A 26,775-nucleotide genomic window follows, 5' to 3' on the forward strand; every position below is an offset into this window, starting at 1 on the left:
AGAGAGGCGTGTGCCCTGACTCTGCCGGCGTTCGGCGAGGTTCGGGAACATCTCGTAGATCTCGGCTTCGCTCATCGGCTGCCGGGCCTCGGCACCCTGCACCTTCAACTGCGGCGGCAGCAGCAGGTTCTCTTCGCACGAGAGGCTCGAGAAGATGGCCCGCTCTTCCGGGCAGTAGCCGATGCCGTAGTGCGCGATCTTGTGCGTGGGCAGGCCGATGGTCTCGTGCCCGTTCACCTGGATCGAGCCCTTGCGCGTGCCCGTGAGGCCCATGATCGCGCGCAGCGTCGTGGTGCGGCCCGCGCCGTTGCGGCCCAGCAGCGTGACCACTTCACCGTGGTTCACGGTGAGGTTCACGCCGTGCAGGATGTGCGATTCGCCGTACCACGCGTGCAGATCGCGGATCTCGAGCGCGGCGGTCTTGTTGGTCGTGTCGTTCGCCATGTCGGGTCCCGTTGATCAGTGCGCGCCCTGGAGCTCGGCGTCCGCCGTGCCCATGTACGCTTCCATCACGCGCGGGTCCTTCGACACCTCCGCGTACGGGCCTTCGGCGAGAATCGCGCCACGCTGCAGGACGGTGATCTTGTCGGCGATCGACGAGACCACGTTCATGTTGTGCTCGACCATCAGGATCGTGCGGCCCGCGGAGACCTTCTTGATCAGCTGCGTCACGCGGTCCACGTCCTCGTGGCCCATGCCCTGCGTGGGCTCGTCCAGCAGCATCATTTCCGGTTCCATCGCGAGCGTGGTGGCGATCTCGAGCGCGCGCTTGCGGCCGTACGGCAGGTTCACCGTGACGGTCTCCGCGAACTCGGTCAGGCCGACCTGCTCCAGCAGTTCCATCGCGCGATCGTTCAGCACGTCGAGCGAACGCTCGCTGCGCCAGAACTGGAACGCGGTGCCGAGCTGGCGTTGCAGACCGATGCGCACGTTCTCGCGCACGGTGAGGTGCGGAAACACGGCGGAGATCTGGAATGAACGGATGACGCCGCGGCGCGCGATCTGCGCGGGCTTTTCACGCGTGATGTCGATACCGTTGAACAGGATCGTGCCCGTCGTCGGTTCGAGGAACTTCGTCAGCAGGTTGAAGCACGTGGTCTTGCCGGCGCCGTTGGGGCCAATCAGTGCATGGATCGATCCACGCTTCACGCGCAGGTTCACGTCGCTGACCGCGGTGAACCCCTTGAATTCCTTGGTGAGGTTCCTGGTCTCCAGGATGTTGTCCTCGGTATTGTCCGGCCTCATAAGTCTCCTGCCCGCCCTCTTGCTGCGTCACCGGGTTGTGCCCGGCACTGACAATGGTTGGATCCGCGGCGCGCTGTCGTCACGCTGTCGCCATGCTTGTCGCCATACTGCCGCTTCTAGTCCTTTCGGATTGTTTTTTTGTGCGGTGCGGCTACCGCCCGCATACGGTGGCATCCAACGCGCCGCACCACGTATGTGCAGGCTTGGGCACCGTATACCGGCGACTATTGTGTGCGCCTGCTGCGTCGCAAAACATCGGGGTTTGCACTAGGCGTAAGACACGCCTGTGGGATGCGACGCAGCGCCGCGCGAGCGCGCCTGGCGGTCGGCGCGAATCATGTCGCTCGCACGCTCCGCGATCATGATCGTGGGCGAGTTGGTATTGCCCGATGTGATCAGCGGCATGACCGATGCATCGACGACGCGCAGGCCGTCGATCCCGATCACGCGCAGGCGCTCATCGACCACGGCATCGCGATCGTCGGCGCGGCCCATGCGGCAGGTGCCGACCGGATGGAAGATCGTCGTGCCGATCGCGCCCGCGGCTTCGGCCAGTTGCTCGTCCGTCTCGAACGCGGCACCGGGCAGCCATTCCTGCGGGCGATATGGCGCGAGCGCCGGCGATGCGACGATGCGCCGCGTGAGCCGGATGGAGTCGGCCGCGACCTTGCGATCCGCTTCCGTCGACAGGTAGTTCGGCGCGATGAGCGGCGCGCGGCGAAAGTCCGCGTCCTCGATATGCACGCTGCCGCGCGACGTGGGGCGCAGATTGCAGACGCTGGCCGTGAATGCGTTGAACGCATGCAGCGGATCGCCGAACTTGTCGAGCGAGAGCGGCTGCACGTGGTACTCGAGATTGGGCCGTGCCTGGCTCGCATCGCTGCGCGCGAACGCGCCGAGCTGCGAGGGTGCCATGCTCATCGGCCCGCTCTGGTTGAACGCGTACTGCAGCCCGATGCCGAGCTTGCCCCACCAGTTGGCGACGCGCGTGTTCAGCGTGCGCACGCCCTCGACCTTCATCACCGTACGCAGTTGCAGATGGTCCTGCAGGTTCTCTCCCACGCCGGCCAGTGCGTGTCGCACGCGAATGCCGAGTGCCTGCAGCCGCTCCGGCTGTCCGATGCCGGATAGTTCGAGCAGCTGCGGAGAATTGATGGCGCCGGAAGCCAGGATGACTTCTTCGGTCGCGCGCGCTTCGCGCTCGACGCCGCCGCCCACATAGCGCACGCCCGTGCAGCGGCGGCCGCCCGCATCGTCGTCGAATGTCAGCGCGCTGACCTGCGCGCCCGTGACGATGGTGAGGTTCGGCCGGTCGGCCGCGCGGCGCAGGAACGCTTTCGACGTATTCCAGCGAATGCCGCGCCGCTGATTCACCTCGAAGTAGCCGACGCCGAAGTTGTCGCCGCGATTGAAGTCGTCGGTGCGCGGAATGCCGGCCTGTTCGGCGGCATCGATAAAGCGTTCGAGAATGTCCCAGCGCAGCCGCTGCGCTTCCACGCGCCACTCGCCGCCCGCGCCGTGGAACTCGCTATTGCCGCGGTAATGGTCCTCGCTGCGCCGGAACAGCGGCAGCACGTTGTCCCAGCGCCAGCCGTCGTCGCCCGTGATCCGGGCCCAGTCGTCGTAGTCCTCGCGCTGGCCGCGCATGTAGATCATCCCGTTGATCGACGACGAACCGCCGAGCACGCGGCCGCGCGGATAGCCGAGCGAGCGGCCGTTCAGCCCCGCTTCCGCCACGGTGCGGTACAGCCAGTCCGTGCGCGGATTGCCGATGCAATACAGATAGCCGACGGGGATATGGATCCAGTGATAGTCGTCCTTGCCGCCCGCCTCGAGCAGCAGCACGTTGACGTCGGTGTCCTGCGTGAGGCGATTCGCCAGCACGCAGCCGGCGGAGCCGGCACCCACGATGATGTAGTCGTATGTCTCCATGTCCCTTTGGTCCAGCATCGGTTTGTTTTCGGAATGCGGAGATCATCGCACGACTGGACCGGGGCGGCCGTCAGGGTCTTAACGGAGGGGCACGAGGTGCTGCCCCAGCCAGTCCGTCAGCGCCGCGAAGGCCTCTCCGCGGCGTGGCTCCGTTTCGTTGAACAGCTCGTGGTAGCCGTCCGCGAACCATTCCATGCGGCACAGATCGTCGGGCGCGTGGTCGTGGAAGGTGCGGCTGCCGGCGGGATCGACGATGCGATCGGCGCCCGCGACGAGCATCAGCGTCGGCACTTCAAGCCGCGCCGCATCGGCCTGCGCCTGCGCCATGCCGCGCACGAACGTTTCGAGCACGCCCGCGCTGATGGTGGACTGCACGAGCGGATCGGTCCGATATGCGCGCACGACCTCGGGGTCGTGCGACAGGCCGCTCGCATCGAGTTGCGTGGGCACGCGCAGACGTGGGGCCAGCGCCATCAGCACGCGCTGGAACGTAAGCATGCGCGGCGAAAGGAACAGCGCAAGCGCCGGCGAAGACAGGACCAGTGCGCGAATCGGCCGCACCCGTGCCGTCGCGAAACGCGCGGCGACGAGCCCGCCCATGCTGTGTCCGAGCACGATGGGAAGTTCGTTCCACTGGCGCACGGCGCCGTCATGGATCTCGGCCAGATCGTCGACATAGGCATCCGCATGGGGGACCACCATGCGCGGGCCGCCGCTGTGGCCATGGCCACGGTGATCGTAGGCGCGCACGCGCAGACCCAGTCCGCAAAGCACGTCGGCCACGTGCTGGTAGCGGCCGCAGTGCTCGCCAAGGCCGTGTACCAGCAGCAGCGTACCCAATGGTTCGGGGTAGCGGCGGGGATCGGGCGCCCACGTGCGCAGCGACAGCTCGGTGCCGTCGCGCATGCGCTGGCGGCTTTCGGTCGGGAGGATCGCGCCCGCCGTGGCAGCGCTCGCGGCCGCATTTGCGGCCACGCCATCTTCATTCGCCGAATGAATGTCGCGCTCGGTAATCGTCACAGGTTCATCCATCCCATTGTCTCCTCGCCGGGTGTGCCTGCTTTGGGTTATGACCGATACGTGTTACGGCTGCGTGTGACAACACGACGCCGGCGCGCCGTCCTCCCGTGCGAAATCGGTGAGGATCGGGCAATCGGGCCGATCGTCGCCGCTGCACGACTCGGCGAGCCCGCGCAGCGTATCGCGCATGGCCGTCAGCTCCGCGATGCGCGTCTCCAGTTCGTCGAGATGACGCAATGCGAGCGCTTTCACATCCGCGCTCGCGCGGGCACGATCGTGCCACAGCGACAGCAGCCCGCGAATCTCGTCGAGCGAGAATCCGAGATTACGGGCCCGCCGCACGAAGCGCAAGGTATGGACCGCGCGCGCATCGTAACGGCGGTAGCCGCCCTCCGTGCGCGGCGGGGTTTCCAGCAGCCCGATCGATTCGTAGTGCCGGATCATCTTGGCGGTGACGCCCGAGGCGTCGGCGGCTTCTCCGATATTCATGATGTGGCCTCCTGTACGGGGGACGAAGCATTGGGGGACGCGGCCGCCGCGCGCCAGCGGCGCAGCAGCAGCGCATTGCTGACGACGCTGACGCTCGAGAACGCCATCGCCGCGCCGGCCACCACGGGATTGAGCAGACCGGCCGCCGCGAGCGGGATGCCGATCACGTTATAGATAAAGGCCCAGAACAGGTTCTGGCGGATCTTGCGGACCGTGCGATCGGACACGGCGAGGGCATCGGGGACGAGCAGCGGATCGCCACGCATCAGCGTGATGCCGGCGGCGTGCATCGCCACGTCGGTACCGGTGGACATCGCGATACCCACGTCAGCGGCGGCGAGGGCGGGCGCATCGTTGATGCCGTCGCCGACCATCGCCACGACCGCTCCGCCCTGCTGCAACGCCTGCACGCGCGCGGCCTTGTGTTCGGGCAGCACTTCGGCCTGTACCTCGTCGAGACCGAGCGCATCGCCGATATGGCGCGCCGCGCCCGCGTTGTCGCCGGTCAGCATCACGGTGCGGATGCCCGCGGCGCGCAGGCGCGCCACGGCGGCGGCGGCCGTGGGCTTGAGCGCGTCGCCAAAGGCGACCAGGCCGAGCACGCGCCGCGCGCGCGCATCGAGCAGCCACGATACGGTCCGCCCTTCGCTACGCAGCCGGGTGGCCGACGCCTGGAGCGCATCGCCCGGTTCGGCGCCGAGCGATGCGCGGAGCCCCTCGCTGCCCAGCTGCAGCGCGACGCCACCGACCTGCCCTTCGATCCCGCGACCGGGCAGCGCACGCACATCGGTGGCGGCCGGCGCGGCGATGCCCCGCGCCTGCGCGGCCGCGAGCACCGCCCGCGCGAGCGGATGTTCGCTGCCGGCCTGCAGCGCGGCAAGCTGGGCCAGCAGGCCCGCCTCGTCGCCGTCCGCGGCTTCCAGCGCGACAACCTCGGGCTTGCCGATCGTCAGCGTGCCCGTCTTGTCGAAGGCGACCACCGAGACGCGGTGCGCCACTTCAAGCGCCTCGGCGTCCTTGATCAGAATGCCCGCGCGCGCGCCGGCACCGGTACCCGCCATGATCGCGGTGGGCGTGGCGAGCCCCAGCGCGCACGGGCACGCGATCACGAGCACGGCTACGGCATTGAGCAGCGCCGCGGACCAGTCGCCGCCCACGAATCCCCAGCCGAGCAACGTGGCCAGCGCCAGCACCAGGACGACGGGGACGAACACCGCGCTGACCCGATCGACGAGGCGCTGGATCGGCGCCTTGGCGGCCTGCGCATGCTCGACCATGCGAATGATGCGCGCGAGCACGGTTTCCGCGCCCACGGCCGTCGTGCGCGCGACGAGCAGCCCCTCGGCATTGATGGCGCCACCGGTGAGCGCATCGCCCACGCCGCGCGCAACGGGTACGGACTCGCCCGTGAGCATCGATTCATCGACGTGGCTGCTGCCTTCGATGATCCGCGCATCCACCGGCACGCGTTCGCCGGGGCGCACCACGATCTCGTCGCCCACGCGGACCTCCGCGAGCGGCACGGTGACGACCTGCCCGGCACGGCGCACCTGCGCGGTATCGGGCCGCAGCGCCGCCAGCGCGCGGATCGCGTCGGCGGTCTGGCGCTTGGCGCGCGTCTCGAGCCACTTGCCGAGCCGCACGAGCGTGATCACCACGGCCGCGCTCTCGAAATAGAGATGCCCCGCGTGGTGTTCGCCCGCGGTCGCCATCATCCACAGCGACAGGCCGTAGGCCGCGGACGTGCCGAGCGCCACGAGCAGGTCCATATTGCCGGCGCCCGCGCGCACGGCCTTCCACCCGGCCTTGTAGAAGCGCCAGCCGAACACGAACTGCACCGGCGTGGCCAGCAGCCACTGCACCCATGCCGGCAGCATCCAGTGCACGCCGAACCACTCGAGCACCATCGGCGCGACGAGCGGCAGCGACAGCAGCGCGGGAATCGCGACCGCATAGGGACTCGACCAGAAATCGTGCCGCGCCGGCGCCTCGGTGCCGACCGGCGCGGTGACGGCCGCGGCGCCGTACCCGGCCCGCGTCACCGCCTGGGTGAGCGCGTCGGTGGAGACCGCATCGCGCAGCACGGTCACGGCCGCGCGCTCGGTGGCGAGATTGACCTCGGCCCCGACGACGCCGGGCACCGCGCGCAGCGCGCGCTCCACGCGGCCCACGCACGACGCGCACGTCATGTCGGACACGGACAGTTCGACGGTTTCTCGCGGCACCTCGTAGCCGGCGTCGGTGACGGCCTGCGCGGCCGCCGACAGCGCGGCGCCCGCATCGGCACCGGGCGCGGCGCGCAGCGTGACATGCTCGGTGGCAAGGTTGACGGAGGCATCGCTGACGCCGGGCACTTTGGCCAGCGCGTTCTCGACGCGGCGCACGCAGGACGCGCACGTCATGCCATCGACGGGAAAACTCCACTCCGCGCCGGTGGCGGCGTCAAAAGCGACAGAAGGTTCGGCGGAAATCGACATGATGGACGGGCAATTGGCAGTGGCGACCACTGCATCGTGGACCTTACCATCATTGGAAGGTCAAGGTCGGCCCCCCACAATTTTCCGCTTGCGCTTCCCACGGTGGGAAGGTTCACACTCCATTCCGTGCAATCCCTCCATCTCAATCCGGAGCTCAAGATGATCCAGTTCGAAGTCGAAGGCATGTCCTGCAACCACTGTGTCGGCGCGATCACCCGCGCGGTCCAGGCAGTCGATCCGGCCGCCAGCGTCTCCGCCGATGTGCCCACGCAGGCCGTGAAGGTCGATAGCCAGGCCGACCAGGCCGCCCTGCGCAAGGCCATCGAGGAAGCCGGCTACCCCGTGAAGGCGGCCAGATAACAGGAAAGGGGCACCGAATGGTGCCCCTTCTTCCTTGCCGATGCCCCGCGGGTCGCGTCAGAAGCGGTAGCCGACGCTCAGGTACGTCACGACCGGATCGATGCTGATCTTGGTATGCGACTTCACGACCGCGCCGTTGGCCAGCGTGGTTTCGAAGTTGCCGCGCGTCGAGATCGGCACGTACGAGACCGACACCCCCACCGACCAGCGGTCGGTGATGTTGTAGTTGGCGCCGACGTTGAATACGGGGTTCCACGACGGCGTGGCGCTCGCGGTCATGCGCGAGCCCGGTCCGAACTCGTTGTTCACGAAATTCTGGTTCGTGACCGTTTCGCCCGTGAACCACGTGTAGTTCACGCCGACGCCCACGTACGGACGGAACTTGGTCTTGGCGTCGAAAAAGTGCCACTTGAACACGACGGCCGGGCTCCACTGGCGGACTTCGCCGAGCTTGCCGTACTTCTCGTATCCGCGATCGCCGCTCACGTCATGCTTCGGCGGCACGCCCAGCACGAACTCGGCCGAGATGTTGTCCGTGAAGAAGTGATCGAGCGCGAGACCCAGCGTATCGGCCGAATCGATCTTCGCGCCCGTGTTCGGACGCTGCTGGCCGACCGGACGGCCCGCGAGGCTGTCGATGGTCAGGTTCTCGCTGGACCCGGTGGGCATGACGCGGAACCAGCCCATGCTCACGACCGTGCTGCCCGCGGATTGTGCCTGGGCAAAGCCGCCGAGCGTCATGGCCGCGGCCGCCACCAGCATCTTTTTATAGATGTTCTTCATAGCTCCTCTTTACTCCTCTTGATGTGACCTACTCCAAGGCACGCATTATCCCGTGACGGAAGCGCCGACTGTTTCAAACATGAAAACGATGCGTAGAAGGAACGCCCTAAAGCCCGGGTTAACCCAATAAAACATCGGAAATTACCGGGTCTTTCTTAAATATCCGCTGCGTGCGCGCAACGGTTTTTGTCGGAAACGCAAAGACCCCTTCGGGTGAGGGGGTTTGCTGCATACGCACATTTGAAACGAAATGCCGGTCACGTGCGGAGCAAAAGCCATGTCAGGGCCGGCGCGGCCGGGCCGCCGGTGCCGCGTCGCGCACGCTTGCGCCACGGACCTCGATGGCGACGCGGTCCACGACGCGGCCGGTCCCATCGACGAGTTCCACCTGATGCCGGCCCGGCCAGGGCAGCCAGGCCACTTCGCCACCGCGTCCGAGCGGCTTGCCGTCCAGCCGCCAGCTGACGCCGGTGGCCACCTCGCCGGTGGAGGCCGACGCGTGAAACCACACGCGTTGCGCGCGTGGCGGGATATCGGGATCGAGCGCGAACACGGTGCCGTTGGCGGGACTGGCGATGGCCGGGCGGGCGCCGGCATCGCGGGGCGCCGCCGCGGCGACGCTCACGCGCGACATCTCGGTGCCGTCGAGAAACACCTCCTCGCGCGCGGGCTCGAGGTTCTGGTCGAACGTCAGGCCGATGCGCCGCACACCACCCGGCATGGCCGGCGCACGGCTCGGCATGGCGCCGTGCAGCGCCTCCATCACGTCGTGCCAGACCGGCGCGGCGCCGGTCACGCCCGAGACATCGTGCATGCTCGCGCCGCTCGCGTTGCCGACCCAGACGCCAACCGTGTAGCGCTGCGACCAGCCGATGCACCAGTTGTCGCGCATGTCCTTGCTGGTGCCCGTCTTCACGGCGGTCCAGAAACGCGTGGTGAGCGGGCTGTCGAGCCCGAACGTGCGCGCGCGCGCATGGCGGTCCGAGAGCACGTCGCCGATCACATAGGCCGCGGCCGGTTGCATCACCGCGCGCGGCGTGGCGCGAGGGTCGCCCGCGCGGAGCCTTGGCGCGCTATAGGCACCGCCATTGGCGAACGCGCGATAGGCATTCGTCAGCGACAGCAGCGAAACGTCGGCGCTGCCGAGCGCGAGGCTGTAACCGTAATAGTCGCCCGACTGCGTGAGCGGCAGGCCCAGCGCCACGAGCCGGCGATGAAAGCGATGCGGCGTGACCATGACCAGCGTGCGCACAGCGGGCACATTCAGCGATGCGCCCAGCGCCGCGCGCAGGCTGACCCAGCCCGCGTACTGGTGATCGTAGTTCTGCGGGATATAGAGCCCGCCGCCCGTCGGCAGATTGACGGGACGATCGTCGAGCAGCGACGCGGCCGTCACGCGCCGCTCCTCGAGCGCCTGCGCGTAGAGAAACGGCTTGAGCGTCGAGCCGGCCTGCCGCAGCGCGGCCGCGTGATCGACCTGCGCGGCCGCGGACAGCACGCCCGACGAGCCGACGTACGCGAGCACGTCGCCGCTCGCGTTGTCGATCACGATAACCGCACCATCCTCGACGTTGCGGCCCGCGAGTTCGCGCAGATGGCGGTCGAGGCTCGTCACCGCCACGCGCTGCACGCGCGCATCGAGCGTCGAGTCGATACGCGACACCGTGCCCATCGCCGCGTTGCCCATCGCCGCGTTGCCAATCGCCGCGTTGCCAATCGCCGCGTTGCCACTCGCCGCATGCTTGCCCGCCGCAGCCTGCGCCACGAGCAGCCGGCCCAGATGCGGTGCCAGACTCGCCCCAGCCGGCTTCATCGCGCCCGCACCGCTTGCGCGCAGCAGTGCCAGCTGCGTGAAGCCGTCGAGGCCATCGCACTCGCGCGGCAGCTGCATGTCCCGCAGGATGCCGCACGCGCGCCGCGAGACTTGCGCGGGGGTCGCGTTGGGCGCGCGCACGAGCGCCACCGCCACGGCCGATTCACGCGCATCGAGCCCGCTCGGCACCTTGCCGAACAGCGTCTGCGACATCGCCGACAGGCCGACCAGTTCGCCACGGAACGGCACGAGGTTCAGATACGCCTCGAGGATCTGGTCCTTGCTCCAGCCGCGCTCGAGCGACGCCGCGCTCACCGCCTGGCCGACCTTCTGCGTCATGCTGCGTCCGCCGGTCCGTCCGCCCCCCGCGCGCAGATCCTCGTCGAGCAGCCCCGCCAGCTGCATCGTCAGCGTGGACGCGCCGCGCGTGCGCGTGTTCCAGAGGTTCGCCCATGCGGCGGCGGCCACGCCCTGCCAGTCGACACCGCTGTGCGCATAGAAGCGGCGATCTTCGGAGAGCACGATGGCCGTGCGCAGCGCCGGCGAGGTATCGGCAAGGCCGACCCAGTCTCCGCGCCGCGCGCGGAAGTCGTCGCGGATGCGCGCGATCGTCTCCCCATGCCGATCGGCGACCACCACGTCCGCACTGCGCCATGCATCGCGCACGGCGCCGAACGTGGGCACCGCGAACGCGGCGGGCACGGCCAGCATCATCGCCACCGCAAGCACGGCGCGCCAGCAACGAGGGGACGATGACGCGCCGCGCATCGCCGGCTACACCTTTGCGTCCATCGGTTGCACACCGGGCGTCTCCCGCCCGCCCACGATGCCCGCGACGATCAGCACCTGCGCCGCGGCATAGAACCACCAGATGCCGAGCTGATACGTATCGAACGCGGAAAGAAAGCGCGCGGTGCCGATCAGCGCGTCCGAGATCACGAAGCAGATGGCACCGAGCGCGGTCAGCGGCGTCGGCAGGCGCGCGAGCAACGCCGCGCACGCCATGGCCGCCAGCACGCCGATATAGGCCACCACCGGCCACGCGAGCTCGCCGAGATTCGGCCAGAAGCGGCCGAGCAGCGCGCCGGCCGCGCCGATCACGAGCCCGCAGGCGACGAGGCGATGCGCGCGCAGGTCCGCGCCAAGCGGCGCGAACAGCCGCAGGTACGCGAGATGCGCGAGCAGAAACGCGCCGAGCCCGCCGATAAACGAGATGCGCAACGCGGGCAAGGCCAGCAGCAGGTCGCCGATCGCGGACAACACGAGCGCGATGACGAGCCACCGGCGCTCGAACAGCGGCCGGTGGAACCATGCCGCGCGCGCGAGCAGCAACGCCATCGCGCACTTCCACAACGGCTGGTACGAAACCACGCCGATCAGCGGCGCGCCGGGCGGGAGCACCATCGTGGCCTGCAGCAGCAGCACGCCATAGATGACACCCGCGATCGCACCCATGAACCACCATTCGCGCACGCGCGCGGGCATCCTGACGGCAAAGCGGATCACGGGCGCGCCCCCACGGTCAGACGTTCGACCGGCAATGCACCGAACACGTCGGGCGCATACATCGCCTCCGCGCGCACCGGGGGCAACGCGAACTCGCCCGCGTTGTTGAGCCGCACCGTGTATTCGACGGTGAAGCCGCCCTTCGGCACATAGTCGTAGTACGCGCGATAGGCCTCGGGCGTGCGCTCGACGAACGTCGCGTACGTGCCACCCTGCTGGCCACGCGTCGCGATGTCCGAATCGCGGCCCAGGCCGCTGCCGAGGATCGTCGCGCCGGTCGGCACCGGATCGCTGACCACGACCCACGTCATGTCGGCCTGCGCATCGACGTCGAGCTTCACGCGATACGTATCGCCGCGCGACCACTTGCCCGCCACGGCCTGTTCCACCGGCGTGACCGTGCGGCGGATGCGATAGCCCGCTGCAATGGGTTCGCGCAGCGGCACCGCCGCCAGCGCGCGCACCGTCGCCCACGGACGTCCGCCGCCCGCATGCTCGACCTGCAGCGCGGCCGGTGCGGCCACAGGCGTCGGCGACAGCTTCGGGGTCGCGCCCGCGGCGCCTCCGGGCCACGGCAGATCGACGGCGCCCGTCGCGATGCCGTCGCGCGTGGTCGCGCGGGCCCAGTCGAATGCGCGCGACTCGGCGCCGAGCGTGGCACGCGTGGTGCCGCTCACGGGCGTGCGCTCGTATGTCTGCGCGTAGCGCGCGATCGCGAGCACACCCCAGGCGTTGGCCGTCGTCGTGCTCCACGCGCCCCGCGCCTGCCGGCCGAGCAGACCCGTCACCAGCTGCGGCACATCGTCCTTCCATGCCGGCAGCTGCGAGGCCACCGCCAGCAGCCGCGCCGCGTTGACGTCACCGTTGGCCATGAGCCACCACCAGTTGTCGTCGCGCTCGGTGGAGAACACCAGGCGCGTGCCCTGCACCGTCAGCCGGCCACGCAGCAGCTGCTGCGCTTCGGCAACGCGCGCCTCGTGCTGCGGGATGTCGGGCATGCGCGACAGCAGCGACAGCCAGTCGATCAGCGCGGACGTGGGCCATTGCGCGGGCAGGATCTGGATGGAGCCGAGCATGCGCGCCTGCGCATGGCCCGTGCGCGAGAGCGCTTCGAGCGCGGCAAGCTTGCGCACCTCGAGGTCCATCGTCGCGGACTGCGGCGCCCAGCGCGGCGGCGTGATGCGGCCCTCCACGAATGCGGTGAGGCCACGCTCCATCTGCGCGCGCAGCGCATCGGGCACGCGCATCGGCAGTCCCGCGCGCGCGGCTTCGTCCGTCAGCGCAAGCAGGTACGCGGTCAGCGTCACGCTGCCCTGCGTCGCATCGCTCGACAGCGGGAAATACGACGCGAGGCCGTTGCTGTCGAGATACGACGGCAACTGCGCCATCAGCGCATCCCATGCGGCCGTATCGTTGAGGCCGATCGACTTCGACGTCCGCTGTTCGAGGCACGAGAACGGATACGCGCGGAACCACTCGCGCACGCCAGGCATGCCGCCCGCGAGCGACGATTGCAGTGACACCTGCAGGCCGCCGCGCAACTTGCCTGCGGGATCCGCCAGCGCATCGGCGGGTGCCTGAACCGGAATCGACAGCGAGGGCGACAGCTGCGCAAGCGTGGCCTGCTGGACCGTCACCGGCACGGCGGGCACGATCTGCTGCGACACCTTGAGGCGATCGCTCGCGTTGCCGCCGCCTTTCTCCACCGCCTGCACCTCCCATTGAATCGTTCCGCTGCGGCTATACGCGAGCAGCGCGGGCGCGGTCACGTCCCACCCGATCTCGCGCGACTCGCCCGCGGGCAACTGCACCGTCTGCGTCGGCAGTGCCTGGGTGTCGACGAGCGTGGCGCGCGCGCTCGCTTCCACCGTCATCGCGCGCTGCGTCGTATTGCGCAGCGTGAACATCGCGCGATAGCGGTCGTCCTCGCGCACCAGCAGCGGCAGGCCCGCGATCATCTGCAGGTCCTGCGTGGCGGCGATGCTCGCGCTGCCGGTACCGAAGCGGCCCACGCCGAGGTCCGCCACCGCGACGATGCGGAAGCTCGTCAGCGAATCGTTGAGTGGCACTTCGAGCGAGGCCTTGCCCTCGGCATCGAGCTGCACGCGCGGATTCCACAGCAGCAGCGTGTCGAACAGCTCGCGCGTCGGACTCTTGCCGCCGCCGCCGCCCGCGGGCACGGCCTTGCGCCCATAATGGCGCCTGCCGATGATCTCCATCTGCGCGGTCGATGTCTCCACGCCGTAGCTGCGCCGCTGCAACATCGCATCGAGCAGGTTCCAGCTCGTGTTCGGCATGAGCTCGAGCAGCGACTGGTCGACGGCGGCGAAAGCCACCTCCGCGTTCGCGGCGGGCTTGCCGTCGGGCAGCTTCACCTGCACGGCCACGCGCGCCTTGCCCCGCACGGGATACGTGGCCTTGTCCGGCGTGACGGTCACGTCGAGCCGGTGCGCTTCGTTACCCACGCGAATCTCGGCGAGGCCCAGCCGGAACGCGGGCTTGGACAGATCGACGAGCGGCGACGGCGCGACATACTCGCGCCCTTCGGTGCGGAACGCGCGCCACCAATCGACGGGCTGGCGCCATCCCCAGGTAAAGAACGAATACCAGGGCACGTCGCGCAGACGACCGCGCAGCGAGAGCACCGATACGTACACGTTCGGTCCCCACTCGGGCTTCACCTTCAGGCGGATCGACGGATCGTCGCCGCGCAATTCCACGACCTGCGTTTCGATCACACCCTCGCGCTCCACGGCCACGAGCGCGGTGGCGCGGCGGAACGGCATGCGCACCTGGAACACCGCGGTATCGCCGGGCGCGTACGACTTCTTCTCCGGAATCACGTCCATGCGGTCGTGGTTCTCGCCGCCGAACCATAGCTCGCCGGCACGCGTGACCCACACGGTGGTGGCCGCGCGCGACATGCGGCCGTCGCCGTCGCGCACGATGGCCACGAGCTCCACTTCGCCCGCCTGCGTCAGCGCGACATTGCAGTGCGCGCGGCCCTGCGCATCGGTGCGCGCCTCGCACACGGTACCCAGGTCCTTCATCTCGCTGCGGTTGTCGTACTGGTAGAAGCCGCCGACCACGCGCTTGCGTGCCGACGTATTGATACGCAGCCGCGCCTGGATCTGCACGGGCGTATCCGCAAGCGGCTTGCCCTGCGTATCGAGCGCGAGACCCTGCACGGCGATCTTCTGTGTCACCGATACCCAGCTGCCCGCGCGAATACCCGCCACGACGCCGGCCGGCCATACGGGCACGGTCTGCCGCAGCGTCTGGATCTCGCCGTTGGGGTCCGCAAAGCCCGCCTCGAGCACGAGGTCCGTCGGCAGGTCGATCTTCGGCAGGTCCTTGAGCGTGGTCTTTGCGTTGCCGTTGCGGTCGAGCGTGACGCGCACCTTGTCCGCGACGAGCCGCTCCGATTGCGCCGACGCGTCCTCGTCGTCGGCATCCTCGTCGCCGCCGCTGCCGGCCTGCTTGCGCTGGCGAGGCGCGTCGAACGAGAAATCGTCGTAATCGGCAAAGTTCACCGACTTCTGCCGCAGCAGCGCGGAGAGCTGCACGGGCAGTCCCGATGCGCCGCCACCGGACAGGTAATGGATCTCCATGCCCACCGGCACCGACGACGGCGCAATGAGCGCGTTGCCCTTCGCCTTCGGGTCCTTGTCGGCCTGCAGCGTGCCCGCGAGCACCGGCAGGCGAAATGCCTCGACGCGGAAGCCGCCGGTATCGAGCGACTGGCCGCTCGCATAGACGAGCGCCGTGCTGTACTGGCCAAGCTTGGCGGCCGGCGGAATCTGGAACGTATTTTCGGCACTGCGGCCGCCCGTTGCCGTGGCGCGCCATGCCAGCGGCATCTCGTAGGTCTGGCCGCTGCCCTCGTGCGTGACGACGAGTTTCGCGGGCATCGCGTTCTCGCCCGATGGCAGTCCAAAGCCCTGCAGCGTTTCGGTGCGCAGCAGATGCTTCATCGACACGGTCTCGCCCAGGCGCAGCAGCGTGCGATCGAATACCGTGTGCGCGCGCAGCGTCTGCGAGGCGCTCATATTGGTCGGCACGTTGAAGCGCCACGTCTCGATGCCGCGATTCCAGTCCGACATCACGAACGCCATATCGGCCTTGCCGCGCGCCTGCGGATGATCGGCCGCGATGCGCGCGGAGGCAAAGTAGCCGGACAGGCCGTTCGCGCAATCGTCGTGACGCGACGCGGGCAGCTTGTCGAAGCGTGCGACGCCCGTGGCATCGGTACGCGCTTCGCCGTAGAGCTTGCCGTTGCAATCGCGCACGGCCACCGCGGCGTTCGCCACGGGCTTGCCGTCGTCGAGCGTGGTGACCCAGACCAGCCCGCTCATGTCGCCATCGGTCGCCGCGCGCGCGATCTTCAGATGCACGCCGAGGTTCGTGACCAGCGCGGCGGTACGCACGTACATCGGCGCCTGCCGGCCGAGCAGCGCGGCACCGAGGCGCGGCGAGGCGATCTCCACCACGTGGAAGCCGGGCTCGGGCAGCGGAATGCCCACGACCTCGAACGGACGCGGATCGCCACCGGTCGGCTTCGGGATATCGAGCTTGCGCACACCGGCGGCCTTGTCGAGCAGCGAGACCGAACGCGTTTCGATCGACGGTGCATTGCGCGGATTGCGCACCTCGTAAGGTGACCTGCCAGCCAGCACGGCATCGAGTTCGCCGCGCGTCCATGAGGTCTCGTGCATGCGCTTGACCAGCCCGAGCCAGCGCAGCACCGCGCCGTCGTCATCGACCTTGAGCCGCGCCACGGTACCCGCCTGCGCGCGCACCGCGGTTGCCGGCAGATCGGCCTCCACATTGCGCAGCGTCACGGGCAACAGCGGCGGATAGTCGCCATCGGACTTGTTGCGCGGAACGTCCGCGAAGCGCTCGACCACCCCGAACGGCGCCGCCGCGAACTTCGCGAGCGGCGGCAGCGCGGCCATGGTGACCTTGAGCGGAAAGAGATCGGCGTTCGTCAGCGTACGGCCCGCATCGTCCTTCAGATCCTTCGGCGCCTCGATCGTCAGCGCGGCGTTCTCCGCGAACGGCGGCGGGAACGACACCGAGTCGACGGCGGCATCGGGGGAGAGGTCCGGATCGAACGTGGGCGCGCGGTCGCCCGACGGCGTCTTCAGCACCACGCGTTCGGCAACCTTGCGCGGCACCGGTGCCGTGAACGTGACGCGCAGCGGCCGCAGCGGCGTGCAGGGTGCCTCGGCGCGTTCGCGCTCGCAGGTGAAGCCGGCCGCGAAGGCCTCGCGTACCGTGAAGTCGAAGCGGCGCGCATCGCGGGTGGCCACGCCGGAGGGCGTGGCGATACCGGCGTCGAGCACGAGCTGCATGCGCGCGCCCGACGGCAGGCGCTGCTGGCAGGCAAGCAGATGGATCGCTTCAGGCGTCTGCTTCGCGAAGTCGGACCAGCGGATCGCCCCGAGCACGGTGTCGCGATCCTTGCCGGAGAGCAGCCGCACGGGGATGCGTTCGCCGAGGCCTTCGGCCTGGCACCATGCATGAGACTGGATGGAGCCCGCCGTGGCCGCACCGTTAAAGCGCAGCGCGAAGACCTGGTCCTCTTCGATCTGGCCACCCGACGGCCGCGCCGAGAGCACGGTGGGCCCCCCGGTCTCGAAGCGGTATTCGGGCTTGCCGCTGTACGCCTTGCCGGCCACGCTCTTGAGCCCGTTGGCCATGCGCACCGTGCAGCGCACGCCCGGGGGCAGGTCCTGCTCGAAGTCGAAGACCCAGTTGCTGGCATCGACCCAGCGGCCCTGGCCTGCCGAGCCACCGCCCTGGCAGGCCACCGCGGCGGGCGCGGCGGCCTTGAGGTCGCCCATCGGGACCATCGGTTCGTCAAAGCGGATGGCTACCTGCCGCACGCGCGGCACCACCCCTTCTGGCGAGAAACGCGTGATCTGCGCGGCGAGCGCCTGCGCGGCGCTCAGCGCGGCCAGCGACGCGAATCCGATGGCGACGATTCCCCTCATCCCTGCCTCTCCCGGTTTTGGCACCCGGCGAGCGTGACATGGGCCGATGGCAAGCGCAAGCCTGCGCACATTTCAGCCGCGAGGAGCTTGCTTTTCAGCGCAAATGCGACAGCGGCAACTGGCCTTCTCGCTTTAGCGCGGTCAGCACGATATTCGAGCGCACGCTTTCCACGCCGGGCACGCGCATGAGCTTCTTCATCGTGAAGTCCGCCAGCATCGGGAGGTCCGGCACGACCACACGCACCAGATAGTCGGCCTCGCCGGCCACGGCATAGCACTCCTGCACTTCCTCGAGCAGCAGGATTTCCTCGCGAAACCGCTCGACGGCGGTGTCGCCGTGGTGGGCGAGCTTGATACTGATAAAGACGACGACCCCCAGCCCCAGCGACTGGTGCGACAGGTTCACGCGGTAACCGGTGATCACGCCGTCCGCTTCGAGCCGCGCAATGCGCCGGCCTACCTGGCTTGGCGAAAGATGGACCCGGTCCGCCAGCTGCTGATGGGTCGAGCGACCGTCGTGCTGCAGCGCGGCAAGCAGCGCCAGATCGTACGCATCGAGTTCAACCATACGTGATTTCCGCACCGAATATTTATCTGATGCGGATTATATGCATCCTCGCCGCCGCCAGCGTCGATTTTGCGGCCTTATTGCGAGTGCGACTCCATAAACTGTGCAGTATTCCCGCATCGCTGGAGCGCACATGATCACCATGACCGAGAAGCTGAAGGAACAGTTCGACGCCGGCCTGCTGTCGGGGCAGGCGTTGCGCGACGACTTCACCATCGCACAGCCCGTGCATCGCTATACCGAGACCGATCATGCGATATGGCGCACGCTCTACGAGCGGCAGGCCACGATGCTCAAGGGCCGCGTCTGCAACGAGTTTCTCGCGGGACTGGACACCCTCGGCATGGACAAGCACCGCGTGCCCGACTTCGACGCGCTCAACGAACGGCTGATGCGCGCGACGGGCTGGCAGATCGTGGCCGTCCCCGGCCTCGTGCCCGACAAGGTGTTCTTCGAGCATCTGGCGAACCGCCGCTTTCCGGCCAGCTGGTGGATGCGCAAGCCCGAGCAGCTCGATTACCTGCAGGAGCCCGATTGCTTCCACGATGTGTTCGGGCACGTGCCGCTGCTGATCAACCCGGTCTTCGCCGACTATATGGAGGCGTACGGCAAGGGTGGCCTGAAAGCGCACGGACTGGGCGCGCTGGACATGCTCGCACGCCTCTATTGGTACACGGTGGAGTTCGGCCTGATCCGCACGCCCGAGGGCCTGCGCATCTACGGCGCGGGCATCCTGTCGAGCCAGGGCGAGTCGATCTACAGCCTCGACGCGGCCAGCCCCAACCGGATCGGCTTTGACGTGCGGCGCATCATGCGCACGCGGTATCGCATCGACACGTTCCAGAAAACGTACTTCGTCATCGACAGCTTCGAACAGCTGTTCGACGCGACGGGTCCCGACTTCACGCCACTGTACGACGCGCTGCGCGCGGAGCCCACGCTCGGCGCGGGCGATATCGCGGCGGGGGACGATGTGATCCATACGGGCACGCGCGAGGGCTGGGGCGACAGCGAAGACATCTGAAGCTGAAGCGCGCCCCCCTTTGTGGAACAATCACCTTCTCTTCCCTATCGATCGAGCCCACCATGACTCCCCTCTCGCAAGAGGCGCGCGCGAGCCTGCTCGCCGGCCTGCCCGGCTGGACCCCCGTGGACGGCCGCGACGCCATCCAGAAATCGTTCCGCTTCGCCGACTTCAATGCGGCATTCGGCTTCATGACGCGCGTGGCACTGCATGCGGACAAGGCGGACCATCATCCCGAATGGTTCAACGTGTACAACCGCGTGGACATCACGCTGTCCACCCACGATGCCGACGGCCTGACCCAGCGCGATATCGACCTGGCCACGTTCATCGAGAAGGCGGCGTCGGGGCTCGCGCGCTGATTTCCTCCGATTCCCTGTTAGGTCGCTGAAAGGCATGGCCCTGTACAATCGGCAGCATTGCCGACTTGCATGATGGTTGGCCCGAACCAGACCCTACATACAGAGCCATGCGCATCCTGCTGATCGAGGACGACCGTCAAATCGCCAGTGGCGTGGAAGCTGGCCTGTCGCGGGCAGGCCACCAGGTCCGCGTCGTGCACGACGGTGTCTATGCCACGGACCACCTGCTGCGCGACCAGCACGACCTCGTCATCCTCGATCTCGGCCTGCCCGGCATCGACGGCATGACGCTGCTGGCACGCTACCGCGCGCGCAACCGCACCACCCCGGTGTTGATCCTGACCGCGCGCGACGAACTCGAAGACAAGCTCTCCGGCCTCAATGCCGGTGCCGACGACTACCTCGTCAAGCCGTTCGCGCTGCCAGAACTGGAAGCACGCGTGCGCGTGCTGCTGCGCCGCAGCCAGCACGGCGAGGCCGCGCCGGAACGCGACGTGCGGCTCGGCCGTCTGCGCCTGTCCGGCAACGACCGCCGCATGTTCGTCGATGGCCGGCCGCTGGAGCTGTCGCCGCGCGAGTTCGCGGTGCTCGAGCTGCTGCTGCAGCGCCAGGGCCGCGTGGTCAGCAAGGCGCAGATGCAGGATCACCTCGCGACGTTCGCGCACCCCGCCGGCGAAGGCGGCGACACGGTCGGCGACACCGCGATCGAGGTGTACGTCCACCGCGTCCGCAAGAAGCTCGAGGACAGCGATGTGGAAATCGTCACGGTGCGCGGCTTTGGCTACCTGCTGCAGATCCGCGCCGGACACTGATGCCGCGGCGCGGCGCGCCGTCATCATGAGCATCGTCCGCTTCGCCTGAGCCGCCACCGCCAACACCGATCATGTGGCCGCGCCATCAACCGCCTCCGTCCACCCCACCCTCCACGCCGGGTGCCGGGCAACGCGCGCGCGGCGGGGTGCGCGGCACGTCCAACCCAAGCCTGCGCATCCATCTGCTGCGGGCGCTGGCCACGCCGCTATTCGCGCTCGTGCTGACCAGCGGTTCGCTGTCGTACTGGCTCGCCGCGCACTACACCACGCAGGTATTCGATCGCGCGCTCTATGGCGTGGCCAACAATATCGCGCAGCAGATCCGCATTGCGGGGCCCCGGCTCGAGCAGGACATTCCGATGATCGCGCAGACGCTCGTCGAGGCCGAGGGCAGCGATCGCATCTACTGGCGCATCCATGGTCCCGACGGACTGATCGGCGGCATGGACACCTGGCTCGGCTACGGCACGGGCCAGACCTCGCTGCATGACGCGCGGCTGTTTTATGCGTGGTTCAGCGGACGACAGGTCCGCGCGGTGCGGCTGCCGGTCACGCTGCCGAGTCCCGCCAACGATGAGTACGGGACGTCCACCAATGCCGCCGCCGGCAGCGGCACGCCAGAGACCGCCGCACCGCGCGGGCCCATCGTGGTCGAAGTGGCGGAGTTGCTCGATCGCCGCGAGACGGCCGCCAACGAGATCCTGCTGTCGGTGTCGGTACCGCTGCTGCTGTTGCTGCTGCTCGGCAGCCTGATCCTGTCGCACGTGCTCAAGGAAGAACTCGTGCCGCTGCAGATCCTGACGGACAAGCTCAACCGCCAGACCGCGCGTTCGCTGGCGGCGCTCGACGAGACGCAGGTGCCGGCCGAGGTCGAGCCGCTGATTCGCGGCCTCAACGCCTTGCTGTCACGGCTGCGCGACGCCCTCGATGCGCAGCGCAAGTTCATCGCCGATGCCGCGCATCAGCTGCGCACGCCGCTCACGGCCGTCAAGCTGCATGCCGACCGCGCGATGGAGGCGGACACGCTGGACGTGGCACGCCATGCGCTGCGCGAGGTGCAGACCGCCGCGGACCGCGCGGTGCGATTGTCCAACCAGCTGCTGTCGCTTGCGCGCGCGGAGCCGGGCCTCTCGCTCGAGCGGCTCGGGCCCGTCGAGCACTTCGACCTGGCCGAGCTCGCGTTCGAGATCGGCGCCGAGTGGGTTCCGCAGGCACTGGCACGGCGCATCGATCTTGGCTTCGAGGTATTGCCGGGCCCGACGTTCACGGGCGGCGCGCCCGCGCATGTGCGCGGCAACCGCCTGCTGATGCGCGAGGCGCTCAGCAACCTGATCGACAATGCAGTGAAGTATGTGCCGGCCGGCGGGCGCATCACGGTGCGCGCCGGTGGGGAGACCATGGGCCATCGCGGCATGGCCGTGGTGATGATCGAGGACAACGGGCCGGGCATTCCGCCCGCGCGCCGCGACGAGGTGTTCAAGCGCTTCTTCCGTGGCGACGATACGCCCGGTGTCGCGCGCCAGGCGGCGCCGAGCGGCGCGGGCCTCGGCCTGGCCATCGTGCATGAAATCGTGACGCTGCATCAGGGCACGATCCGCATCGAGGATGTGCCGGCACCGGTTCAGCCGCCCGCCGCGGCGGAAGCCGATCGGGTGCATGGGCGCGAGGCGGGTGCCGATGGCGTCGGCGCCGACGTCGCCAGCGTCGTCGACACCACCGTTCAGCGACGGCCGTCGATGCGGTTCGTGATTCGCATCCCGTGCGAGCCCGCGCCCGCGCCGACGGGCGTGCCGTTATCCCACGTCACGCACCGCGCCTGACGTCCCGCTTATTTCTTGCCGCCTTTTTCCTTCGGGGCCAGCATCGTGCCGCGGCACTCGGGGCTGCCGCAACGGCACTCGAACTCTTTCTTGAGCTTCTTGGTGTATCGCGCGTCGAGCACGAGGCCGTAGTCGTAAAAGAGCTCTTCGCCCTCGGCGATATCGCGCAGCGCGTGGATAAACACGCGGCCCTTCTTCTCGCGTGCCTCGCAGTTGGGCTCGCACGCATGATTGATCCAGCGCGCGCGGTTGCCGCCGTGCTTGGCATCGATCACGCTGCCGTCGTCGAGGCTGAAATAGAACGTGTGGTTGGGATCGTCCGGATCGTGCGGATGACGCTTGAGCGCCTCCTTCCACGAAATGTGTTCACCCTTGTATTCGATGATGCGCTCGTCCTCGGCGATATGACCGATGGCATAGACACCGCGGCCATGCACACCCGACTGCCTGACCTCGATACGATCGCTCGCGGTCTTCTTCTTCCCGCCTTCCTTCTTGTCGCTCTTCTTCACCTTCGCGTTGTCCGCCATATTCCTTCCCGAATGGAGAAATGCCGGGAGTCTCCGGCGCGAACGGAATGATACCCGCGTGTCGTGACAAAGAACGCATCGCACGCGCATTCACCATGCGTAAGTCACGCCCGCGCGCACGGCGGCCTGATGGAAATCGTTCGCGCCCCAGCTGCCCGCAACATGGGCCCAGCCCGTCCATCGGCGTCCGAACGCCGCGTCGACGCCGAGCTTCACTTCGTAGCGGCTCGACGGAAACAGGCTGCCGACCGGCACCTGGTTGAACGCGACGCCGCCGTCGGTGCGGCCATGCCACCAGTTCAGCGTCAGCGAGGGTTCCAGCCTGCTGCCGGCCGATCCTGGATGCGAGGGCGACCGACGCGCGATCCGCGCGCCTAGGCGCGTCACGACGCCATCGCTGCCCGTACCCTGCACGCGCGTGCCGTTGGGCTCGGTGATGTCGTCGTCGGTGACGCTCGCGTAGAGCCACTGCACCTGCGGCTGCACGATCCATCCCGCCGCCAGCGGCAGCGCATAACCCGCTTCGGCCGAGACGTTCCAGCCGCTGCCATCGTAGTGGACCGCGGGCAGCCGGTCGCCCTCCACGCGCTGGCGGAACCACCCGTGGCCGAACCAGCCATCGACGTAGGCACCGAGGCGGCTGTCGTCGTGCTGGTACCAGGTGCCATAGGCGCCGACCTGCCAGCCCTCCACGTTACCGCGCGCATGGGCCGCGTTGCCCGCCGCGTCGGCGTGACTGGTGGTCTGGCCATAGGCGGCCATGATGCCGACGTGCAGGGCACCCCCATCGGTTGCCGCGGCGGACGACTGCGGCCAGCGTGCCAGTTCGGCGCCACCGTGGAGCAGGAAGCCGTCGGCCCTGACGTGCAGGCTGGCGTCGCTGCTGGTGCCGCCGCTCCATTGGCCCGCCGCGCGCAGCCAGGCGGGACCCCGACGGCCTTCCGTGGCCGCTGTGGTCACAGCGGCCGTTGCCATCCCGGTGGGGCGATCGTGGAGACTGTGCACGAACATCGTTCCGGCAATGCGCTGGTTCGCGAGATAGGCGCCGACCTCGGGCCGGTAGAGCGGCACGGGCACCGCCGCGGGGGCGAGCGTGCGCGAGGGGGCCGGCTCGGCCGGAGCAGGCGCTGGGCCGGGTACGGGGGCCGGCGATGGCGCAGGGGTAGGTACGGGAGTCGGCCCGGGTGCGGGTGCGGGCGTGGGTGCGGGAGTGGGTACGGGTACCGGTGTGGGCGCAGGGCTGGGTACGGGAGCTGGCGCAGGAGTGGGTACGGGGGCAGGTGCCGGCCGCGCCGAGCGCAGGTACCACTGGCCGTCCGCGGGGTCGGCCACCCCGCCCTGATAAAGCAGGTACTCGTACGCCCCGGCCACCACGCGGCCATCGAGCACGAAGGTACTCGCCGCCGAACGATCGCGGCCGCCCACGGCAATCACGCGAATGCCGTCGCCCGGCGTCACGGCGCCGGCCCCGCCGGCCGACTGCACGCTGAGGCGCGTCGGCCCTCCACTCCCAAGCGCCGTCGCATCGGCTACGAGCAGGTCGCTGCGCGAACCCGCGCCGCCGGCATCGAGCACGCTTTCCACGCGCATCGTCCCGCCATTGGCCACATACGGCCCGCCAACGACAACCAGCCGATCCTCGGCGACGCCGTTGATCATCGTCACGATGCCGCGATGGTCGAGCGAACCCGCGATCGTGAAGACCGCATCGGGTCCGCCCGCCAGCGCGGGCAGCGCATTACCGACGCCGATCAGCCCCGCATTGACGACAGGCCCCGTGACCTTGCCATAGCCTCCCAGCGCGCCGTTGGCCCCCACAGACACCGGCCCGCCGCCGGACAGCTCCGCCGCCACGTCCGGCCGGTCGCCCACCACCAGCGTTCCCGCCTCGACCGTGGTGCCACCGGTATAGCCATGCGTGCCGCGGAACACGAGCTTGCCGGTACCGGCCTGCGTCACCGTACCCGTGCCGCTGATGATCGCTGCCTGGACCACCGTATCGGCGCGCCGGTACACGAGCGCCGCGTGATTGACGATCGGCCCCGCCACACTGCCGCTGGTCCCGCCGTTGCCCATCTGCAATACGCCACCGAGAATCGTCGTGCCGCCCGTATAGGTGCTGTCGCCCGTCAGCGTCAGCGTGCCCGCGCCGGTCTTGGTGATGCCGCCCGCGCCGGTCATCGCGCTGCGCAGTTCGGTCGAGAAGCCGTTGCTGTCGAACGTGCCGCCGCCGGCGCGTACCGTGATCGGCCGGCCGATGAAACCGAAGGATCCATTGAGGTATCGCAGCGTGCCGCCATCGAAGACGATGGCGTTGCCGAGTGTGCCGAGGTTGTTCGGGCTAGAGAACGCCAGCACGCCGCCTTCGAGGATCGTGGCGCCCGTGTAGGTGTTGCTGGCGGTCAGCCGCAGTTCGCCCGCACCACGCTTCGTCAGCGTGCCGCGGCCGCTGATGACGCCACCGACGGTCAGGGCGTCGCCGCGATCGAACACGAGCGAGGCATTGTTGGCGATATTGCCGGACAGGCTGCCAAAGTTCGCGCCATTGCCCACGCGTAACGTGCCCTCGGCAATCGTCGTGCCACCGGTATGGGTCGCCGCGCGCGAGAGCTGGAGCGTCCCCGCCCCGGACTTCTGCAGCGATCCCGCGCCATTGATGCCGCTGATCAGCTCGAGCGTGTCGCCCGTCGCCACGTCAGCGGTCACCGCACCGGTCAGCACGAGGTTATGCGTGTTGGCCAGCGTCCCATTGCCCGCGAGCCTCGCACCGCCCTGCAGCTCCGTCGCGAGCGCGTCGAGCGTGAAACGCCCCGCGGTCACGGCGATTGTGCCGCCGTCCTGCACGGTAAAGCGCCGCCCACGCAGTACGGCTTCATTGCCACCGCGCATCGTGGCGCCGCTCCCTATCGCGACCAGCCCCGCCGTCGTCCCGGAAATGCCGTCGGTGCGGCCAAAGCGCACCCCGTCGGCCAGCGTGAACATGCCGCCCGTGACAATCGTATTGGCGTGGATCGCGGAATCGAACGCGCCCTGCCCCGCGTTGCCATGGAACACGACCTCGCCCGCGCCGGACTTGGTCACGGTCACCACCGCGTCGTCCGCCGAATCGATCGGATCGCGAAACACGATGCGTTGCCCCGACGCGGCCTGGAGCACCAGGTTCGCGTTCCCCGCGAAGTGGATCGCATTGGGACGCGGTGCCCCGGCGGCCGCGCGGTCCCCGTTGCCGGCGAACTCGATCGGCCCGCCCTGCGCATCGAGCACGAGCGTCCCCGCGCGGACAAACATGGCGCCACCGCGGCCGGTGGCCGTATTGCCCGTGAACATGCCGCCGCCGGGTCCGGCGACGACACGCATCGCGGTGCCCGCGATATTGCCGGCCAGCGCCACGGCGGTGCCGTCGATGCCGCGCAGTCCCGTCATCGTTACGCCGCCGAGTCTCACCTCCGACGCACGGTCGCTGCCGAAGTCGTGAAAGACGGCATCGGCAGGCGCGCCGGCCTGGGTCAGCGTGAGTCCGGACAGCGATACGACGCTGCCCGCGACGGTCGCGCCATCGTAGTAGACCGCGGCATTCCGCCCACGCGTGACCGTATGACCGTTCCCCTGAATATCGAGATTCACACGCGCTCCGGTATTGGACTGCACCGGTATTTGCCATGTGACATCGTTTTGCAACGAGAAACTGAATCGTGCGGCATTCCAGTTCGGGATACCGCCGGACGTCCCGTTCAAATAGCCCCCGAGATCCTCGCCGGCCGGTACCACGACCTGGGCCGATGCCGTGGAAGCCAGCAGGCATGCGCCAAGGCGCGGCAGCAGGCCTGCTGTCGTGCGCGTATTCATCAATACCCTCCCGACGATAATGATCAGGGGCGTGAAGGGTATTAAATACGAAAATCCATTTCACACGCCATCGTAATGCGCGCCAATATCAGCCGAAAATAGATATCAAGTTTTCAGATATTTACGATGCACTTGACGCGTGACGGGGGCGACGCGGGCCGTTCTGTGGATAACCCCGCCTCTGACGGTGGA

The 26,775-nt window shown here is 68.5% G+C and carries 18 protein-coding genes; 5 read left to right on the forward strand and 13 right to left on the reverse strand.

Annotated features, from left to right (window positions below; genetic code table 11):
- From AAHB16_RS18880 to AAHB16_RS18905, 6 genes are all read right to left on the reverse strand, one after another.
- Nucleotides 1–444: ABC transporter ATP-binding protein (locus AAHB16_RS18880; RefSeq protein WP_342051708.1), on the reverse strand; the 444-nt coding region annotated here is incomplete at its 3' end.
- Between the two features lie 15 nt (nucleotides 445–459).
- Nucleotides 460–1,245 carry an ABC transporter ATP-binding protein gene (locus tag AAHB16_RS18885; RefSeq protein ID WP_150373371.1) on the reverse strand — a complete coding sequence of 262 codons (786 nt, stop codon included), beginning with the start codon at nucleotides 1,243–1,245 and terminating at the stop codon, nucleotides 460–462.
- A gap of 267 nt (nucleotides 1,246–1,512) precedes the next feature.
- On the reverse strand, nucleotides 1,513–3,177 hold the full coding sequence (locus AAHB16_RS18890; protein WP_342051709.1) for a GMC family oxidoreductase: 1,665 nt from the start codon (nucleotides 3,175–3,177) through the stop codon (nucleotides 1,513–1,515).
- A 78-nt stretch (nucleotides 3,178–3,255) separates the two neighbouring features.
- Nucleotides 3,256–4,209, reverse strand: a complete 954-nt coding sequence (locus tag AAHB16_RS18895; RefSeq protein ID WP_342051710.1) for an alpha/beta hydrolase — start codon at nucleotides 4,207–4,209, stop codon at nucleotides 3,256–3,258.
- 51 nt (nucleotides 4,210–4,260) lie between these two features.
- On the reverse strand, nucleotides 4,261–4,686 hold the full coding sequence (gene cueR / locus AAHB16_RS18900; RefSeq protein ID WP_150373368.1) for a Cu(I)-responsive transcriptional regulator: 426 nt from the start codon (nucleotides 4,684–4,686) through the stop codon (nucleotides 4,261–4,263).
- Complete coding sequence (locus AAHB16_RS18905) at nucleotides 4,683–7,163, reverse strand: heavy metal translocating P-type ATPase (RefSeq protein ID WP_342051711.1); 2,481 nt, start codon at nucleotides 7,161–7,163, stop codon at nucleotides 4,683–4,685. Before AAHB16_RS18905 ends, cueR begins: the two co-directional genes overlap by 4 nt.
- 159 nt (nucleotides 7,164–7,322) lie before the next feature.
- Here AAHB16_RS18905 and AAHB16_RS18910 point away from each other — a divergent pair, with 159 nt between their 5' ends.
- A complete protein-coding gene (locus AAHB16_RS18910) occupies nucleotides 7,323–7,523 on the forward strand; it encodes a heavy-metal-associated domain-containing protein (protein ID WP_150373366.1) in 201 nt (66 codons plus the stop codon).
- Between the two features lie 57 nt (nucleotides 7,524–7,580).
- Here AAHB16_RS18910 and AAHB16_RS18915 read toward each other — a convergent pair whose 3' ends face one another.
- The 5 genes from AAHB16_RS18915 to AAHB16_RS18935 form a co-directional block, all read right to left on the reverse strand.
- Nucleotides 7,581–8,306: an OmpW/AlkL family protein gene (locus AAHB16_RS18915; RefSeq protein WP_150373365.1), complete on the reverse strand. Its 726-nt coding sequence runs from the start codon at nucleotides 8,304–8,306 to the stop codon at nucleotides 7,581–7,583.
- A gap of 280 nt (nucleotides 8,307–8,586) precedes the next feature.
- The gene (gene pbpC / locus AAHB16_RS18920) at nucleotides 8,587–10,833 is read right to left on the reverse strand and encodes a penicillin-binding protein 1C (protein ID WP_446718116.1); all 2,247 of its coding nucleotides are present in this window, start codon (nucleotides 10,831–10,833) and stop codon (nucleotides 8,587–8,589) included.
- Nucleotides 10,834–10,893: 60 nt separating this feature from the next.
- The gene (locus tag AAHB16_RS18925) at nucleotides 10,894–11,604 is read right to left on the reverse strand and encodes a lysoplasmalogenase (protein WP_446718117.1); all 711 of its coding nucleotides are present in this window, start codon (nucleotides 11,602–11,604) and stop codon (nucleotides 10,894–10,896) included.
- Between the two features lie 17 nt (nucleotides 11,605–11,621).
- Complete coding sequence (locus AAHB16_RS18930) at nucleotides 11,622–17,621, reverse strand: alpha-2-macroglobulin family protein (RefSeq protein ID WP_342051714.1); 6,000 nt, start codon at nucleotides 17,619–17,621, stop codon at nucleotides 11,622–11,624.
- Nucleotides 17,622–17,715: 94 nt separating this feature from the next.
- A complete protein-coding gene (locus AAHB16_RS18935) occupies nucleotides 17,716–18,189 on the reverse strand; it encodes an Lrp/AsnC family transcriptional regulator (protein WP_150373361.1) in 474 nt (157 codons plus the stop codon).
- Between the two features lie 133 nt (nucleotides 18,190–18,322).
- Here AAHB16_RS18935 and phhA point away from each other — a divergent pair, with 133 nt between their 5' ends.
- From phhA to AAHB16_RS18955, 4 genes are all read left to right on the forward strand, one after another.
- Nucleotides 18,323–19,213: a phenylalanine 4-monooxygenase gene (phhA, locus tag AAHB16_RS18940; RefSeq protein WP_342051715.1), complete on the forward strand. Its 891-nt coding sequence runs from the start codon at nucleotides 18,323–18,325 to the stop codon at nucleotides 19,211–19,213.
- Between the two features lie 62 nt (nucleotides 19,214–19,275).
- A complete protein-coding gene (locus tag AAHB16_RS18945; RefSeq protein WP_342051716.1) occupies nucleotides 19,276–19,575 on the forward strand; it encodes a 4a-hydroxytetrahydrobiopterin dehydratase in 300 nt (99 codons plus the stop codon).
- Between the two features lie 107 nt (nucleotides 19,576–19,682).
- Complete coding sequence (locus AAHB16_RS18950; RefSeq protein WP_109582532.1) at nucleotides 19,683–20,387, forward strand: response regulator transcription factor; 705 nt, start codon at nucleotides 19,683–19,685, stop codon at nucleotides 20,385–20,387.
- A 71-nt stretch (nucleotides 20,388–20,458) separates the two neighbouring features.
- A complete protein-coding gene (locus tag AAHB16_RS18955; RefSeq protein WP_342051717.1) occupies nucleotides 20,459–22,207 on the forward strand; it encodes a sensor histidine kinase in 1,749 nt (582 codons plus the stop codon).
- 8 nt (nucleotides 22,208–22,215) lie between these two features.
- Here AAHB16_RS18955 and AAHB16_RS18960 read toward each other — a convergent pair whose 3' ends face one another.
- The gene (locus AAHB16_RS18960) at nucleotides 22,216–22,737 is read right to left on the reverse strand and encodes an SET domain-containing protein (protein ID WP_150373357.1); all 522 of its coding nucleotides are present in this window, start codon (nucleotides 22,735–22,737) and stop codon (nucleotides 22,216–22,218) included.
- Nucleotides 22,738–22,827: 90 nt separating this feature from the next.
- On the reverse strand, nucleotides 22,828–26,583 hold the full coding sequence (locus tag AAHB16_RS18965; RefSeq protein ID WP_342051718.1) for an autotransporter outer membrane beta-barrel domain-containing protein: 3,756 nt from the start codon (nucleotides 26,581–26,583) through the stop codon (nucleotides 22,828–22,830).
- Between the last annotated feature and the right edge of the window lie 192 nt (nucleotides 26,584–26,775).

This window comes from Cupriavidus sp. OTU4054 (assembly GCF_038440175.1).
Classification (GTDB): domain Bacteria; phylum Pseudomonadota; class Gammaproteobacteria; order Burkholderiales; family Burkholderiaceae; genus Cupriavidus; species Cupriavidus pauculus_D.